The organism is Methylobacterium oxalidis, assembly GCF_007992195.1.
Taxonomy (GTDB): Bacteria; Pseudomonadota; Alphaproteobacteria; order Rhizobiales; family Beijerinckiaceae; genus Methylobacterium; species Methylobacterium oxalidis.
In genome coordinates this window covers 33,554-47,813 of the sequence record NZ_BJZU01000005.1, presented here as the reverse complement: position 1 = coordinate 47,813, position 14,260 = coordinate 33,554, and the positions used below count along the sequence as shown (strand labels likewise).

Here is a 14,260-nt window from a genome sequence, read left to right as displayed (position 1 = left end):
CCGGATCCTTCGCCCGAGGCTACGCGCGAACGCCTGTCCCGGCGGCGGCGAGACCGCGGCATCTCAGACGATGCCGAACTCCTCGCGCTTGTGATGGAAATTCGTCGCGCTGAGACCGCGCCGCATCGCCGCGATGTAGAGGGCGGCGTCGGCTGTCAGGATCTCCTCGCCCGGCGAGAAGATCCCGAGGATCGCCGCATCTGTCACGCCGAGCCGAAGGTATTCCGGCTGTTGCGTCACCAGCCGGCTGTGGATGTAGCGTTCCGGGTTCCGGCCAACGATCTCGCGGAACTTCTCCATGATGCGGCCTCGTTCGGGCTCGCGATGGTGCCGCAGGAGGTTCGCGGCCTCGGAGACGGTGTTGGGCAGGAGCAGGAGGTCAGGATCGGGGCCGAGCAGCAGGAGGAGCAGTTCGAAGTCCTCGCAGGTGAACTCGGTGAGATTTTTGTGCTTGGGGATGATGTCGGCCGAGGTCACGCCGACCGCCAGCAGGACGATGAGCTGGGTGTCGAGGATGATGCGCGGGCTCATTCCTCGGCAAATTCGCGGATCTTGATCGAGGGCACACCGTCACCGGAATTCGGCACCCGGACGATCTTGTAGCTGCGCTTGTAGGGCGCGCCGGCCGTGAGGGCCGCGATCTGGCCCACCTTCCCCGCCACGTTCGGGCGCACGAGGCCGAAGGTGATGAGCCAGGCCTCGTCGACCCTGTCGAATTCGACCTCCTCCAGCCTGATCTCGGAGATCGGCTCGTCCGAGAAGACCAGGGACAGGTATTCCCTGGCTTTCGCGACGGCTTCCTTGACGTCCACGTTTCGTCTCCGGTCAGAATCGGCGTCCGTCCGCGGCCGCCGATCAGCCTAGCACGCTGCTCGGTCGCGCCGAGAGGCGCAAGAGCCCCTTTTCAGCCCACTCGCGGCGCCGGCATCGGCCGGCCCGCCTCCTCGTGCCGGCCGCGCAGGCGGAAGGCGAGGATCAGGAGCATGATGCCGAAGGCGACCGCGTAGCCGCCCATCCACCACGTCAGCACCACCGCCGACATGCCCGGGTTGATGAGGAGGGCGATGCCGAACAGGATCGAGATCGCGCCGCCGAGGACGAGCCACCAGCGCCCGTAGTTCAGGTGGAGCTTGAACGCGGCCGCCACCATCAGGCCGCCGGCGATCAGCGCCCAGAGCGCGACGAGGTAGATGAAGGCCCAGACAGCGGCCGCCGGCATCAGGAAGGCGACGACGCCGACGACGATGTCGAGGAGCCCCCCAAGCAGCAGCATGCCCCAGCGCTCGTGCCGCTGCGCCGCCCGCACCGCGGAGACGATGCCGACCACGCCGTCCACCAGCATGTAGGCCGCGAAGAAGATCACGAAGGTGAGGATCGTGGGGAGCGGCGCCACGAGGCAGATCACGCCGAACAGGATCGCGCAGAGGCCGCGCAGAGCCACCAGCCACCAGTTGCGGGCCAGGACCGTGCTCATCGCATCGAGCCGGGCGATGCCGTCGAGCGGCAGGCCCGGAATTCCGGTGGCCGCCTGCGGTGGCGGGCCGGCCGGACGGGGAGGGTCGATCGGGGTGCCGGCTGTCATGGCGAAAGCTCCTCAGAGGTAGCGGGACGTTTGCCGCGCTGCGGAACCTCGGCCGTCGAACGCGCCGCCTGATCCGGTGTTCCCGCCGGCTCACCTGCGTCGAGGGCGTACGGAACCTTGCGGCAACTTCCGTCTTTGCAGCTGCGAGGCGGGTTATCGGGTGTTCCGGGTCGTTCGCGGCTCCGGAACGTTGGCGGACGCAGCATCCATGCTTGATGACCGGCTGGGCACGCGGCCCGAGGGCGGCGCGCGACCTCACGTTGCCGCGCCCGCAGGCGGCCGCGACGTGATCGAGGTCGGCGGCGCTGCCGAGGCGCGCGGGAAGCCGGACGGGCAGCCCGGCGACGCGCGGACTGCGGAGGCGGGCCGGGAGGGAAGCGACGCCGCAGCCAAGGAGGGCGGCGAGGAGGCGGAGCGCCCGGGCCTGATCCGGCGCCACCCCGTCCGGTTCGGCCTCGGCGCGCTCGCGCTCGTCGCGCTCGGCGTCGCCGGCTATCTCTACTGGCTCGTCTACCTGCACCCCTTCGAGTCGACCGACGACGCCTTCGTCGACGCGCGCCAGTTCACGGTCGCCCCCAAGGTCGCGGGCTACGTCGTCGACGTGCCGGTGACCGACAACCAGCACGTCGAGACCGGCGCCACGCTCTTCCGGATCGACCGGCGCGACTACGAGGTGGCGCTCGCCCAGGCCCAGGCCCAGATCGCCTCCGCCCGAGCCTCGATCCGGAACGTCGACGCGCAGATCGAGACGCAGACGGCGCAGATCGACGTCGCCAGGGCACAGGTGACCCAGACACAGGCCGCCCTCGACTTCGCCAAGGCGGACGCCGCCCGCTACAAGGACCTCGCGACGCGGGGCGCCGGCACGGTGCAGCAGTCGCAGCAATCGACCTCGAACCTGGAGCAGCAGGAGGCCGCGCTGCAGCGGGCGCAGGGGAGCGTGATCGCCGCGCAGAAGCAGATCGGCTCGCTCGAGGCACAGAAGGCGAGCGCCGAGGCGAGCCTCGCCACCGCCCGCGCCCAGGCCGCCCAGGCCGAGCTCAACCTCGGCTATACGACCGTGACCGCGGCGCAGGCCGGCCGGATCGTGCAGCTCTCCGGGGCCAAGGGCCAGTTCGCCCAGGCCGGCCAGGCGCTCGCCACCTTCGTGCCCGACGAGAAATGGGTGACCGCGAACTACAAAGAGACGCAGATCACCGACATGCGTCCCGGCCAGAGCGCGGACATCGAGATCGACGCCTACCCGAACCGCAGGATCCACGGCCGCGTCGACTCGGTGCAGCCCGGCTCCGGCACCGCCTTCAGCCTGCTCCCGGCCCAGAACGCCACGGGCAACTACGTGAAGGTGGTCCAGCGCATCCCCGTGAAGATCGTGGTCGAGGACTGGCCGGGCGACGTCTCGATCGGCCCCGGCATGTCGATCGTGCCGACGGTGCGCGTGCGATGAGCGCGGGCGCCGCCGCCTCGGACGGGGGCGGCTCGCGGGCGAGGTCCGGGTCGCTGCCGAAGGCCGCGGGCGGGCACAGCCCCTGGGCGATCGCCCTCGTCGTGTCGCTCGCCACCTTCATGGAGGTGCTCGACACCACCATCGCGAACGTGGCGCTCCGCTACATCTCGGGGGGCCTCGCGGTCGGGCCGGACGAGGCCGCCTGGGTGGTGACGAGCTACCTCGTCGCCAACGCCATCGTCCTCACCGCCTCGAGCTTCCTCGCCAAGCGCTTCGGCCGCAAGGCCTTCTTCATGTGGAGCGTGGCGCTCTTCACCGTGGCCTCGATCCTGTGCGGCTTCGCCTGGAACCTGCAGTCGCTCCTCGTCTTCCGGGTGCTGCAGGGGCTCGGCGGCGGCGGCATGGCGCCGCTCGCCCAGTCGATCCTGGCCGATTCCTTCCCGCCGCAGAAGCGTGGCCAAGCCTTCGCCCTCTACGGGCTCGCGGTGGTGGTGGCGCCCGTCGTCGGGCCGACCCTCGGGGGCTGGCTCTCCGACAACGTGTCCTGGCACTGGTGCTTCCTGATCAACGGGCCGATCGGCCTCCTGGCGCTCGGCCTGATGTACCTCCTCCTGGAGGATCCGGACTCGGCCAAGCAGGAGCGGCGCCGGCTGCGGCGCGAGGGCGTGCGCTTCGACCTGATCGGCTTCCTGCTCGTGGCCACCTTCCTCGGTTCGCTGGAGGTCGTGCTCGACGAGGGTCAGCGGAAGGACTGGTTCGGCTCGAACCTGATCGTCACCTTCGCGATCCTGAGCGTCGTCGCCTTCGTGCTGATGATCCCGTGGGAACTGACCCGCAAGAACCCGGTCGTGGACCTGCGGCTCCTCGGCAAGCGGCAGTTCGGTGCCTGCTTCCTCGTGATGCTCGCCACCGGCGCGATCCTGATCGCGACGACGCAGTTCATCCCGCAGATCGTGCAGGACTATTTCGGCTACACCGCGACCCTCGCCGGCCTCGCCCTGGCGCCGGGCGGCCTCGTCACCGTGTTCATGATGCTCGTGATCGGCCGCGTCTCGGGAACGGTCCAGCCGAAATACCTGATCGCCGCGGGCGCCACCATCGTCGCCCTCGCGATGTACGACCTCACCCGGCTCTACGGCGACAGCACGTTCTGGTTCTTCGCGTGGTCGCGCATCTACATCGGCATCGGCCTGCCGATGATCTTCATCTCGATCACGGCGGCCTCCTACGAGGGCATCGACAAGTCGCAGACGGACCAGGCCTCGGCGCTCATCAACGTCGCCCGCAACGTCGGCGGCTCGATGGGCGTCTCCCTCGCCCAGAACGTGCTGGCCTACCGCCAGCAGTTCCACCAGAGCCGGCTCGTCGAGCACGTCTCGCCGGCCGATCCCGCCTACCAGGAGACCCTCGCCCGTGCGACGCGTTACTTCGCCCAGCACGGGGCGGCCGGCGTCGACGCGCAGGGGCAGGCCACCGCCTGGATCGGCCAGCAGCTCGCCCGGCAGGTGGCGTTCTGGGCCTATATCGACGTGTTCTGGACGCTCGCCCTGGTCTCGGCCTCGGCGGTGCCGCTCGCCATGATCCTGAGCCGGGTCAGGCGCGAGGGCGGCCCGCCGGCCGCCCACTGAGCCCGGCGCGGATCGTCAGCGCGCCTCGGGCAGCGAGGCGTCGGTGACCTTCAGCCGCACCTCCGGCGCGGGCGCGGAGCGCTCGGCCGGCGCCTTCTCGGCCAGCGTCTCGGCCTGGGCGTTGAGCGTCTCGGCCAGGGCGGCCACGCCCTCGTACTGGTTGAGGCGGCGGTCGATCATGTCGTCGATCCGCTCGTAGACCTCGGCCACGGTCAGGCCGCGCCGGCCCTTGCCGGACTTCTCGGTGAACAGGCTGCGGTTCGCGCGGGCCGCGCTGCGGAACTCCTTGGCCGCCATCTTGCCGGGCTGCTCGGCGCTGAGCGCCAGGAAGCGGCCGGCGCTCGACGTGCCGAAGAAGTGGGCGAGGTAGAGCTCCGAGGTCTTGAGGTCGCGCCCGATCCGGGCCTCGATCCGGGCGCGGTCGCGCTTGATCAGCTCGGCCGCCATCAGGCAGGCCACGTAGGGGTCGCGCCGCAGCCGGAGCACCCGCTCGCGCATCCCGTCGCCCGCGACGGTGATGGCCGCGCCGCGGCCGGTGACGGCGGCGGCCTCCTCCTCGTAGCCGTAGCGGGCGCCGAAATCGCGGATCATCTCGAGCCAGGTGGCGGAGAGGAACTGGAACAGGCCCTCGGCGGAGGAGGTCGCGGCCTTCGCCTTGGTGGAGAAGCTCGACTCCTTGTCGGCGAGCGCCATCATGTAGACGGGGTCGACGCCGGCCTCCGCGGAAGCGCGCAGGATCGTCTCCACGATGTGGCGCGGCACGCTCATCTCGCCGAAGCGCAGCACCTCGTCGCCGGAGCTGGCGCGGGGCTGCGGCAGGGCCGCGAGGTCGCTCTCGATGAGCGCCGTGGTGGCGGGCTCCTGGTCGAGGAGCGGCACGCCGCCCCAGTCGGCCGGCCGCTCCGGCGCCGTCCGGGCCGCGAGGTCCCGGGCCGCGAAGGCCCGCTCGTCGATGCGGTCGTGAGCGGAGGCCGGGGCCAGCGCGCTCTGCGGCAAACTGAAGCCGACGAGGCCGGCCAGCAAAGTCGTGACCACACGGCGGCGAATATTGGCACTGCGCCGGCCCTGTCTTGCGGGCTCGACTCGCAGCAGCCACGCTACGGTCCGGTCCTGATCCACAGTCTCGCTTGACACGAGACATCTCACGTCGTCGGCGCAAAGCGCCGGCTCCGGGAAAACCCCCATCATTCTTCCTTTGTCGTGCCGCGGCTTGCTTGGGCGCGGCTTCGATCAAGTGGCGGCTATGTCGCCGCCCGCTGTGTCCACAATGGGACGACGCGGTGATTCAACCGTGGCACCCTTAAGGGTCGGTTAACCCTGGATTTTCACGAATTTTGAACGATCCGTTCGGGCGCGGTTCAGGCGAACGGGGGCAGAAATTTGTCCAATCGGGGCTTGGAACGAAGCCTGACAGAGCCAGTTACCTAGGGCCTACGCGGGGCTGGCTCTTCGTGCCTATCCGACGCCCCCGCGTCTTCACAGCAAGGAAGTCCGTTTCCGATGAGCATGCAGACCGGTCGCCGCGTCGGCGTTGCGTTCGTTGGCATGGGTGGCGCCGTCGCCACCACAGCGATCGCCGGCATCGAGATGATCAAGTCCGGATCGAACAGGCTCGACGGGCTGCCCCTGGCGAACGTGCCGGTGGCCGGGATGGCGGACTACAAGGACCTCGTGTTCGGCGGCTGGGACCTCAACGGCGACGACCTCGCCTCGGCGGCCTCGGGCCACGGCGTCCTCACCAAGCAGGACATCGAGAACGGCGCCCAGGTCCTGAAGGGCATCACTCCCTGGCCGGCGGTCGGCAGCGCCAAGTTCTGCAAGAACATCGACGGCGGCAACCGCATCGTCGCCAAGGACCACCGCGAGACCGTCTCGATCATCGCCAACGATCTCCGGCGCTTCCGCCAGGAGAGCAACCTCGACGAGGTGGTGGTGGTGAACCTCGCCTCGACCGAGCGCTGGCCGGACCTCAGCGAGCCCGTCCTGAACTCCTCGGCGGCCTTCGAGAAGGGCCTCGACGCGAGCGACGAGTCGATCAGCCCGGCGATGCTCTACGCCTACGCGGCCATCAAGAGCGGCGTGCCCTACGCGAACTTCACCCCGAGCGTGGCCGCCGACGTGCCGGCCCTGCTGGAGCTCGCCAAGGACCTCAACGTCCCGGTGGCCGGCAAGGACGGCAAGACCGGGCAGACCATGATGAAGACGGTGCTGGCCCCGGCGCTGAAGGCCCGCGCGCTCCACGTGGACGGCTGGTTCTCCACCAACATCCTGGGCAACCGCGACGGCCTCGCCCTCAACGATCCGAGCTCGCTCCAGTCGAAGCTCAACACCAAGGGCACCGTGCTCGACTCGATCCTCGGCTACCCGGTCGAGGACCACCTCGTGCACATCCACTATTACCGCCCGCGCGGCGACGACAAGGAAGCCTGGGACAACATCGACGTCACCGGCTTCCTCGGCCAGCGCATGCAGATCAAGGTCAACTTCCTCTGCAAGGACTCGATCCTCGCCGCGCCGCTCGTCATCGAGATCGCCCGCGTGCTCGACCTCGCCAAGAAGCGCGGCGACGGCGGCGTGCAGGAGCAGCTCTCGACCTTCTTCAAGGCGCCGATGGTCAGGAACGGCCACGGTCCGGAGCACGCCTTCGGCAAGCAGGAGAAGATGCTTCTCGACTGGCTCGGCGTGCACTGATGTCCGGCCCCGCCGCGGGCGCCGCAGCGCCCGTCGCGCTCCGCGAGCTTCTCGTCGAGCTGAACGATCTCAAGCGCGTGCGCTCGGCCGGGCGCCCGGGCTCCGTCGCCGAGCGCCTGTTCGCGCAGGGCTGGAGCGCCCTGACCGGGGGCGCCGCGCCGGAAGCGGTGGCCCTGGAGATCACAGCGAAGACCCTGGCGGCCTGCCGCCTCTGCGACCTCGACGCCGCCTTCCTGGAGGCGGCCGGCCTCTCCGACGAAGCCGTCGGCGACGTCCTCGTCACGGGTTTCGACGCGGTGACGGGCGAGGTGGACGAGGCTCTGCGCGGGCGCCTGCGCGAGCGGCTGCGCACCCGCGCGAGCCTGGAGGCGGGGCCTGTACCGGGCTTCGTCGCGGCGCTCGCGCAGCAGCCGCGGGCTGGCGTGACCTGCCCGGGCAAGCCCCGCATTCTCCTGGAGCCGCCGGAGAACCACGCCGAGCACTGCCTGATGGTGGCCGTCTACGGCGTGGTGCTGAGCCCCTTCTACCGGGCGGACCCGACCACGGTGTTCCTCGCGGCGATGGCGCACCACTTCCACAACGCGGCGATGCCGGACGCGGGCTTCACCGGCGAGATGCTGCTCGGCGACCATCTCGGCCCGATCATGGCGCGCACCGCCGGCTGGGCGCTCGGCGAGCTCGATGCCCGCCTTCGCGCCGAGGTCGAGCGGGCGCGGGCGGTGCTGCCGGACGACGCCACCGCGGAGGGTCGGGCCTTCCACGCGGCGGACGCGATCGACCGGGTCCTGCAGATCGCCCAGCACCTGCGCGCGGCGAGCCTCACCATGGGCACCGTGCTCGACGAGATGGAACTCGTCCATGCCGGCCCGGTGAAGGGGTTCCATGATCGGGTGCTGAAGGATATGCGCATCCCGTGATCGCACACGCGACGGGGGCGGGTAGAGAGAGCATGATCCCCTTCACCCTGACCTCGCCCGAGACCGGCAACGCGCTCCGCTCCGACACGCCGCACTCGCTGCGCGACGCCGAGACCGGCGCGCGCTGGCCGGTGCTCGACGGCATCCCCTACCTGCGCATCGGGCGCGAGGCGCTGATCGCCGAGGTGCTGGCGCATCTCGACGAGGAGGCGCCGGGGAACGGCCGCGAGAAGGCGCTGGTGGCGCTCCTCGCCGACCAGGACGATTGGTGGACCGGGCCGCCGGCCGACCCGGCCGACCTCGCCGCCCTTGTGCACGGGCGCGAGGAGGCGACCCTGCGCGACGCGGTGCGGCTCCTCGGCTGGGGCCGCGTCGGCGACTACTTCCTGCACCGCTGGAGCGACCCCACCTACCTCGCCGGCCTCGCGCTGCTGGAGGCGCACTGGAACGAGCCGGCCTGCGTCTTCGAGTTCGCCTGCGGCATCGGGCACTACCTGCGCGCGCTGCAGCGCCACGGCGCCAAGGTGGCGGGCGCGGACGTCGTCTTCGCCAAGCTCTGGGTCGCCCGGCACTGGGTGGTGGGCGAGAAGGCGCAGCTCGTCTGCTTCGATGCCGGCTCGCCCCACTGGCCGGTGAGCGGCGCTCCGGTCGATCTCGTCGTCTGCAACGACGCCTTCTACTTCCTCGACGACAAGGCCGGCCTGCTCGAATGCCTGCGCCAGAACGCGGGCGACGACGGCTGGCTGGCGCTCAGCCACATCCACAACAGCGACCGGCCGGGCTTCTCGGCCGGCCGCGCCGTCTCGGCGGAGGACATCGAGGAGCTGTTCCCGGACGCCCTCGTCTACGATGACGCCGAGCTGACCCGGGCCCTCGTCGAGACCCGCGCCCCGGCGCCCCGGCTCCCGGCCGAGATCCGGAGCTGCGAGGCGTTCTCGGTGGTGGCCGGGCCCGGCATGCGCCCGGCGCCGCGCTCCGTGGTGGACGGGCTGTCCCTGCCGCGGGAAGGCACGCAGCTGCGCCTCAACCCGCTCTACGTGCCGGACGGCGCGGGCGCCTACGCGATCCGCTGGCCCTCCGAGCGCTACGAGCAGGAATACGCCGCGCAGGTGACCTACCCGATGCGCTCGCCGGGCCCCGAGGCCCTCGACTGGGTCGGGCCGCCGAGCGCCCCCGAGGCGGACCGGGTGCGGCGGCGCGAGTTCGTCGACCTGCCGGAGCGCTGGTGATGGGCGACAACGTCGGCTGGGGCATCGTCGGCTACGGCTGGGTCGCGCGCGACTACATGGCGCCGGGCATCCGCGCGGCCGGGCACCGGCTGGTCGCCGTGTGCGACCCCGGAGAGGGTTCCCGCCGGGCGGCGGAGTCGGAAGGCGCGCGCGCCTACGGGGACCTCGCCGGGCTGATCGCCGATCCCGAGGTGGAGGCCGTCTACGTCGCCACCCCGAACCACCTGCACCGCGAGGCGGTGGACGCCCTCGCCGTCGCCGGCAAGGCCGTGCTCTGCGAGAAGCCGATGGCGGCGCAGCTTCCCGACGCCGAGGCGATGGCCGATGCCGTCCGGCGGCACCGCGTCTTCTACGGCACCGCCTTCGACCAGCGCCACCACCCGGGCCACCGGGCCATGCGGGCGCTGATCGAGGCGGGGCGCCTCGGCACCGTGACGGCGGTTCGCATCGTCTACGCCTGCTGGCTCGACCGGGCCTGGACCTCGGTCGCGGGGCTCGACAACTGGCGGATCGACCCGAGCCAGGCCGGCGGCGGCGCCCTGATGGACCTCGCGCCCCACGGCATCGACCTCGTCGATTTCCTGGCCGGCGAGTCGCTCGCGACCATCACGGCCCTGACCCAGGCCCGCGCGCAGGACTACGCCGTCGACGACGGCGCCCTGCTGATCGGGCGCACCGGCACCGGCGTGCTGGCCAATCTCCACGTCGCCTACAACTGCCCGGACGCGCTGCCGCGCCGGCGGCTGGAGGTGGTCGGCACGAAGGGCATGCTCGCGGCCGTCGACACGATGGGGCAGGTGGCCGGCGGCAGCCTCGTCTTCACGGACGGCGCGAGCGGACGCTCGGAGCCGGTGGCCTTCGACACGCAGGCCTCGCCCTTCCTGGAGCAGGTGCGCGCCTTCGGCTCGGCGCTGCGCCGCCCGGAGGAGCGCGCCGCCTACTCGGTCGAGCGCGACCTTCACACGATGCGGCTGGTGGCGGCGGCCTACGCGAGCGAGCGCGGCGCCGCCGCGCCGGGCCGGTGACGCGTCGGGACGAGTGCGGGGAACATCGAGGACCATGACCGAGCACGACCAGGACGACCGCGCCCGCCACGCCCGCCTCCGGGCGCCGCGCCCCTACCGCTTCGGCGCACCCCGCCGGATCGAGGGCCTGCCCGCGAGCCTGCCGGAGCCGGTGCGGGCCTATCTCGACGTGCTGCCCGAGGGGCGCATCGTCGGCTTCCCGCTCGCCCCCCTCGACCGCACCGGCATCCCGGTCTGGTTCGTCTCGCTGTTCCTCGACGATCCCTACTTCGTCGGCGCCATGCCGAGCGGCATCGGCTACGGCGCCACCGACGACGAGGCCATCATCGGGGCGGTGGCCGAGATCGCCGAGAACCTGATGCCCTCGGTGGCGCTGATCCCCCGCAGGAAGGAGCGCGCCTCCTACGACGACCTCGTGCGCGTCTACGGCGCCCGCTCGGTCGCCGACCCGCTGACCCTGTGCCTGCCGGCCGGCTCGCCCGTCGGCCGCGGCACCGTGCTCGAATGGACCGCGGCCACCCGCCACCCGACCGGCGAGACGGTGCTGATGCCGCTCGACGTCGCGGCGACGGATTACTTCGAGCTGTCAGAGGGTTACAAGCCGTTCACGAACCTCATCACGAACGGCCTCGGCGCCGGGCCGGACGTGCCCTTCGCCCTCGGCCACGGCGTGCTCGAACTGCTGCAGCGGGACGGCAACGGGCTGCTCTTCCGCGCCCTCGACCAGGGCGTGATGCTCGATCTCTCGGAAGGGCTTGGGCCCGAGACCTCATCCATGCTGGCAAGGCTGGAATCGCTCGGCATCCGGGCCCTGCCGAAATTCGCCACCGACCAGTTCGGCCTGACGAACCTCTACGTCGTCGGCCACGACGCCAATCCCGCCGACGCGCCCGTGCCGATCGCGCTCTCGGCCTGCGGCGAGGCCTGCGACCCGGACCGCGAGCGGGCCCTGCGCAAGGCGCTCCTGGAGTTCCAGGCCGCGCGCGTGCGCAAGGCGTTCGGCCACGGGCCGCTCGCCTTCGCCGAGCGGGTGACGCCGCCGGGCTACGTCCGCGCCTTCATCGACAAGGCCCTGCCGAGCCTCGACCTGGAGGAGAGCCGGGCGCTCAAGGCCATGCTCGAGTGGATCGTGCTGCCGCCGGACGACCTGCACGGGGTGCTCGCGAAGACGGTCTACGCGGAGCGCTCCACCAAGCGCTTCTCCGAGCTGCCGACGACGCCCGCCGCGGACGGGCACGCCCGGGGCGCCATCGCCTGCGCGCGGCTGGCCGAGGCCGGCTTCGACATCCTCTACGTCGACTGCTCGCCGCCGGGCGGCGGGGTCGGCGTCGTCAAGGCGATCGTGCCGGGGCTCGAGGTCGAGACCATGAGCTACTACCGGATCGGCGAGCGCAACGCGGCCAAGCTCATCGCGCGCGACCACCCGCTCGTCCGCTTCGGCACGCCGAGCGAGACCCTGCGCGAGATCCGCCTGACGCCCGAGGCGATCGAGCGCCTCGGCGGCCAGCCCCTGTTCGACGTGGCGCTGGCCGAGCAGATCGTCGGCAGCCATTATCCCCTCTACCGCGAGCCGGAATCGCACCACGCGCCGTTCCGGCTCGAGCAGAGGGGACGGGCCGCATGAGTCTTCGCTTCGCCTACAACACCAACGGCGCGGCCAACCACCGCCTCGACGACGCGATCGACCTGATCGCCGAGGCCGGCTACGACGGCGTCGCGCTCACCCTCGACATCCACCACCTCGACCCCTTCGCCGAGACCTGGGCGCGGGAGGCCGAGCGGGTGGCGAGCCGGCTCGAGCGCCTCGGCCTCGGCTCGGTCATCGAGACGGGCGCCCGCTTCCTCCTCGACCCGAAGGCCAAGCACGAGCCGACGCTGGTGACGGCCGACGCCGCCGCGCGGGCGCGCCGCATCGGCTTCCTGAAGCGGGCGATCGAGATCGGGGCGATCCTCAAGTCCGAGGCCGTCTCGTTCTGGGCCGGCGTGCCGAAGCCCGGCGTCGACCCGGCCGAGGCGCGGCACTGGCTGAGGGACGGGCTCCACGAGGTTGTGGCCTGCGCCCGCGAGAACGGCGTCGTGCCCTGCCTGGAGCCCGAGCCCGGCATGCTGATCGAGACCCTCGACGACTTCGCCGGCCTGCAGGCCGAGGGCCTGTGCCTCGCCCTCGACACCGGCCACTGCCTCGTCACCGGCGAGCGCGAGCCGGCCGCGGCGGTGGCGGAGTTCGCCCCCCGCATCGGCACCGTCGCGATCGAGGACATGGCCCGCGGCGTCCACGTCCACCTGCCCTTCGGCGAGGGCGACATGGACGTGCCCGGCGTGCTCGACGCGCTGGAGGGCATCGGCTTCGGCAAGCTCGTCTGCGTCGAGCTCTCCCGCGAGAGCCACCGGGCCGACACCATGATCCCGAAGGCGCTCGACTACCTCAGGAACTGCCGCCGGCCCGGGCCGGAGCTGCCGCCGCCCGACATGACCGCACGGGAAATCCCTGTCCGATGAGGATCTGCTTCGTCAGCCGCCGCTACTTCCCGGCGATATCCGGCATGAGCGTCTACGCGCAGAACCTGCTCCGGGAACTCGTCGGCGCCGGCCACGACGTCACGATGATCAGCCAGTACCGGGGCGACGCGTTCGGCACCCGCGTCTACGGCGGCGGGCCGCCCCCGCCGGTGCCGGGCGTGCGCGTGATCGGCCTGGAGCAGGTCGGCGAGCAGACGAACGGCGATTTCGAGCGCGACGTCGAGACGATGGTCGTGACCATCGCGGCCGAGCACGCGCGCGCCCCCTTCGACGTGCTGCACGCCCAGTACGGCTACCCCACCGGCTGGGCGGTGCTCCTGGCCTCGCGCCGGCTCGGCGTGCCGAACGTGGTGTCGATCCAGGGCGGCGACGGGCACTGGGTCGGCTCCTGCTGCGAGACGCACCGGCGCGCCATGTGCGCGGTGCTCGACCACGCCAACGCGCTCCTCATCGGCGGCCGCTCCTTCGTGGAGGAGGTCTGCGACCGGCTCGGCACCGATCCGGCCCGCTTCACCATCGTGCCGGGCGCCGTCGACACGGCGCGCTTCGCGCAAGGCACGGCGGACGGGCTGCCGGAGCCGCACGACGGGCCGGTCCGGCTCCTCTACCATGGCCGCGTCGACCGCCGGAAAGGCGTCCTCGACTTCATCGATGCGCTCGCCGCCCTCAGAGCGCGCGGCACGCCGTTCACCGCCACGATCTCGGGGATCGGGCCCGACGTGGAGGCGTCGCAGGAGGCCGCCGCCGCGCTCGGCTTGCCCGAGGAGGCGCTGCGCTTCACGGGCTACGCCGACTACGCGAGCGTGCCCGACCTCTACCGGCAGGCCGAGATCTTCGCCTCGCCGACCTACGCGGAAGGCTTCTCGAACACGATCCTGGAGGCGATGGCGGCGGGGCTCGCCGTGGTCTCGACCCACTCGGTCGGGGTCTCGGACTGCCTGCGCGACGGCGAGAACGGGCTCCTGACGCAGCCCGGCGACGTGCCGGCCCTGACCGAGGCGCTCGCCCGCGTGATCGCGGACGCGGGTCTGCGCGCGCGGATCGCCCGGGCGGGGCTCGAGGAGTGCCGCCGGGTCTATTCCTGGACGACGGTCGGCCGCCAGATCATGGAGGTCTACGCCGCGGTCGCGGGGCAGGGGCCGGCCACCGGCTTCTCCCCGGACCTGCCGCTCGATCCGAACTGCCGGTTCCGGAGCGAGCCGCACCTGCTCTGAAGGCCGC

At 71.6% G+C, this 14,260-nt stretch carries 13 protein-coding genes; 9 read left to right on the top strand and 4 right to left on the bottom strand.

The genetic code is table 11. From position 1 onward, the window contains the following. Window positions 1-63: 63 nt before the first annotated feature. The 3 genes from MOX02_RS02985 to MOX02_RS02975 all read right to left on the bottom strand — a co-directional run bounded on the left by MOX02_RS02985 (window position 64) and on the right by MOX02_RS02975 (window position 1,582). Window positions 64-531, bottom strand: a complete 468-nt coding sequence (locus MOX02_RS02985; protein ID WP_147024244.1) for a PIN domain-containing protein — start codon at window positions 529-531, stop codon at window positions 64-66. Then, window positions 528-812 carry a hypothetical protein gene (locus MOX02_RS02980; RefSeq protein ID WP_147024243.1) on the bottom strand — a complete coding sequence of 95 codons (285 nt, stop codon included), beginning with the start codon at window positions 810-812 and terminating at the stop codon, window positions 528-530. The genes MOX02_RS02985 and MOX02_RS02980 overlap by 4 nt, the downstream gene beginning before the upstream one ends. A 92-nt stretch (window positions 813-904) precedes the next feature. After that, window positions 905-1,582 carry an HdeD family acid-resistance protein gene (locus tag MOX02_RS02975; protein ID WP_147024242.1) on the bottom strand — a complete coding sequence of 226 codons (678 nt, stop codon included), beginning with the start codon at window positions 1,580-1,582 and terminating at the stop codon, window positions 905-907. A 208-nt stretch (window positions 1,583-1,790) separates the two neighbouring features. Between MOX02_RS02975 and MOX02_RS02970 the strand changes: the two genes are divergently transcribed. Both MOX02_RS02970 and MOX02_RS02965 read left to right on the top strand, forming a co-directional pair. Next, the gene (locus tag MOX02_RS02970) at window positions 1,791-3,029 is read left to right on the top strand and encodes an HlyD family secretion protein (RefSeq protein ID WP_147024241.1); all 1,239 of its coding nucleotides are present in this window, start codon (window positions 1,791-1,793) and stop codon (window positions 3,027-3,029) included. Further along, window positions 3,026-4,657 (top strand): DHA2 family efflux MFS transporter permease subunit, encoded by a 1,632-nt coding sequence (locus MOX02_RS02965; RefSeq protein ID WP_147024240.1) that lies wholly within the window; start codon window positions 3,026-3,028, stop codon window positions 4,655-4,657. Before MOX02_RS02970 ends, MOX02_RS02965 begins: the two co-directional genes overlap by 4 nt. A 15-nt stretch (window positions 4,658-4,672) precedes the next feature. Here MOX02_RS02965 and MOX02_RS02960 read toward each other — a convergent pair whose 3' ends face one another. Beyond that, window positions 4,673-5,842 carry a transglycosylase SLT domain-containing protein gene (locus tag MOX02_RS02960; RefSeq protein ID WP_170267639.1) on the bottom strand — a complete coding sequence of 390 codons (1,170 nt, stop codon included), beginning with the start codon at window positions 5,840-5,842 and terminating at the stop codon, window positions 4,673-4,675. A gap of 315 nt (window positions 5,843-6,157) precedes the next feature. Here MOX02_RS02960 and MOX02_RS02955 point away from each other — a divergent pair, with 315 nt between their 5' ends. The 7 genes from MOX02_RS02955 to MOX02_RS02925 are packed head-to-tail and all read left to right on the top strand — an operon-like array spanning window position 6,158 to window position 14,253. Further along, window positions 6,158-7,348 (top strand): inositol-3-phosphate synthase, encoded by a 1,191-nt coding sequence (locus MOX02_RS02955; protein ID WP_147024238.1) that lies wholly within the window; start codon window positions 6,158-6,160, stop codon window positions 7,346-7,348. Continuing rightward, window positions 7,348-8,265 (top strand): hypothetical protein, encoded by a 918-nt coding sequence (locus MOX02_RS02950; RefSeq protein WP_147024237.1) that lies wholly within the window; start codon window positions 7,348-7,350, stop codon window positions 8,263-8,265. The genes MOX02_RS02955 and MOX02_RS02950 overlap by 1 nt, the downstream gene beginning before the upstream one ends. Window positions 8,266-8,297: 32 nt before the next feature. Further along, window positions 8,298-9,494: a class I SAM-dependent methyltransferase gene (locus MOX02_RS02945; protein WP_147024236.1), complete on the top strand. Its 1,197-nt coding sequence runs from the start codon at window positions 8,298-8,300 to the stop codon at window positions 9,492-9,494. Next, window positions 9,494-10,519 carry a Gfo/Idh/MocA family protein gene (locus MOX02_RS02940; protein ID WP_147024235.1) on the top strand — a complete coding sequence of 342 codons (1,026 nt, stop codon included), beginning with the start codon at window positions 9,494-9,496 and terminating at the stop codon, window positions 10,517-10,519. Before MOX02_RS02945 ends, MOX02_RS02940 begins: the two co-directional genes overlap by 1 nt. A gap of 34 nt (window positions 10,520-10,553) precedes the next feature. Next, window positions 10,554-12,143 carry a YcaO-like family protein gene (locus MOX02_RS02935; RefSeq protein WP_147024234.1) on the top strand — a complete coding sequence of 530 codons (1,590 nt, stop codon included), beginning with the start codon at window positions 10,554-10,556 and terminating at the stop codon, window positions 12,141-12,143. Next, window positions 12,140-13,018: a sugar phosphate isomerase/epimerase family protein gene (locus tag MOX02_RS02930; RefSeq protein WP_147024233.1), complete on the top strand. Its 879-nt coding sequence runs from the start codon at window positions 12,140-12,142 to the stop codon at window positions 13,016-13,018. Before MOX02_RS02935 ends, MOX02_RS02930 begins: the two co-directional genes overlap by 4 nt. Next, the gene (locus tag MOX02_RS02925) at window positions 13,015-14,253 is read left to right on the top strand and encodes a glycosyltransferase family 4 protein (RefSeq protein ID WP_147024232.1); all 1,239 of its coding nucleotides are present in this window, start codon (window positions 13,015-13,017) and stop codon (window positions 14,251-14,253) included. Before MOX02_RS02930 ends, MOX02_RS02925 begins: the two co-directional genes overlap by 4 nt. Window positions 14,254-14,260: the final 7 nt, after the last annotated feature.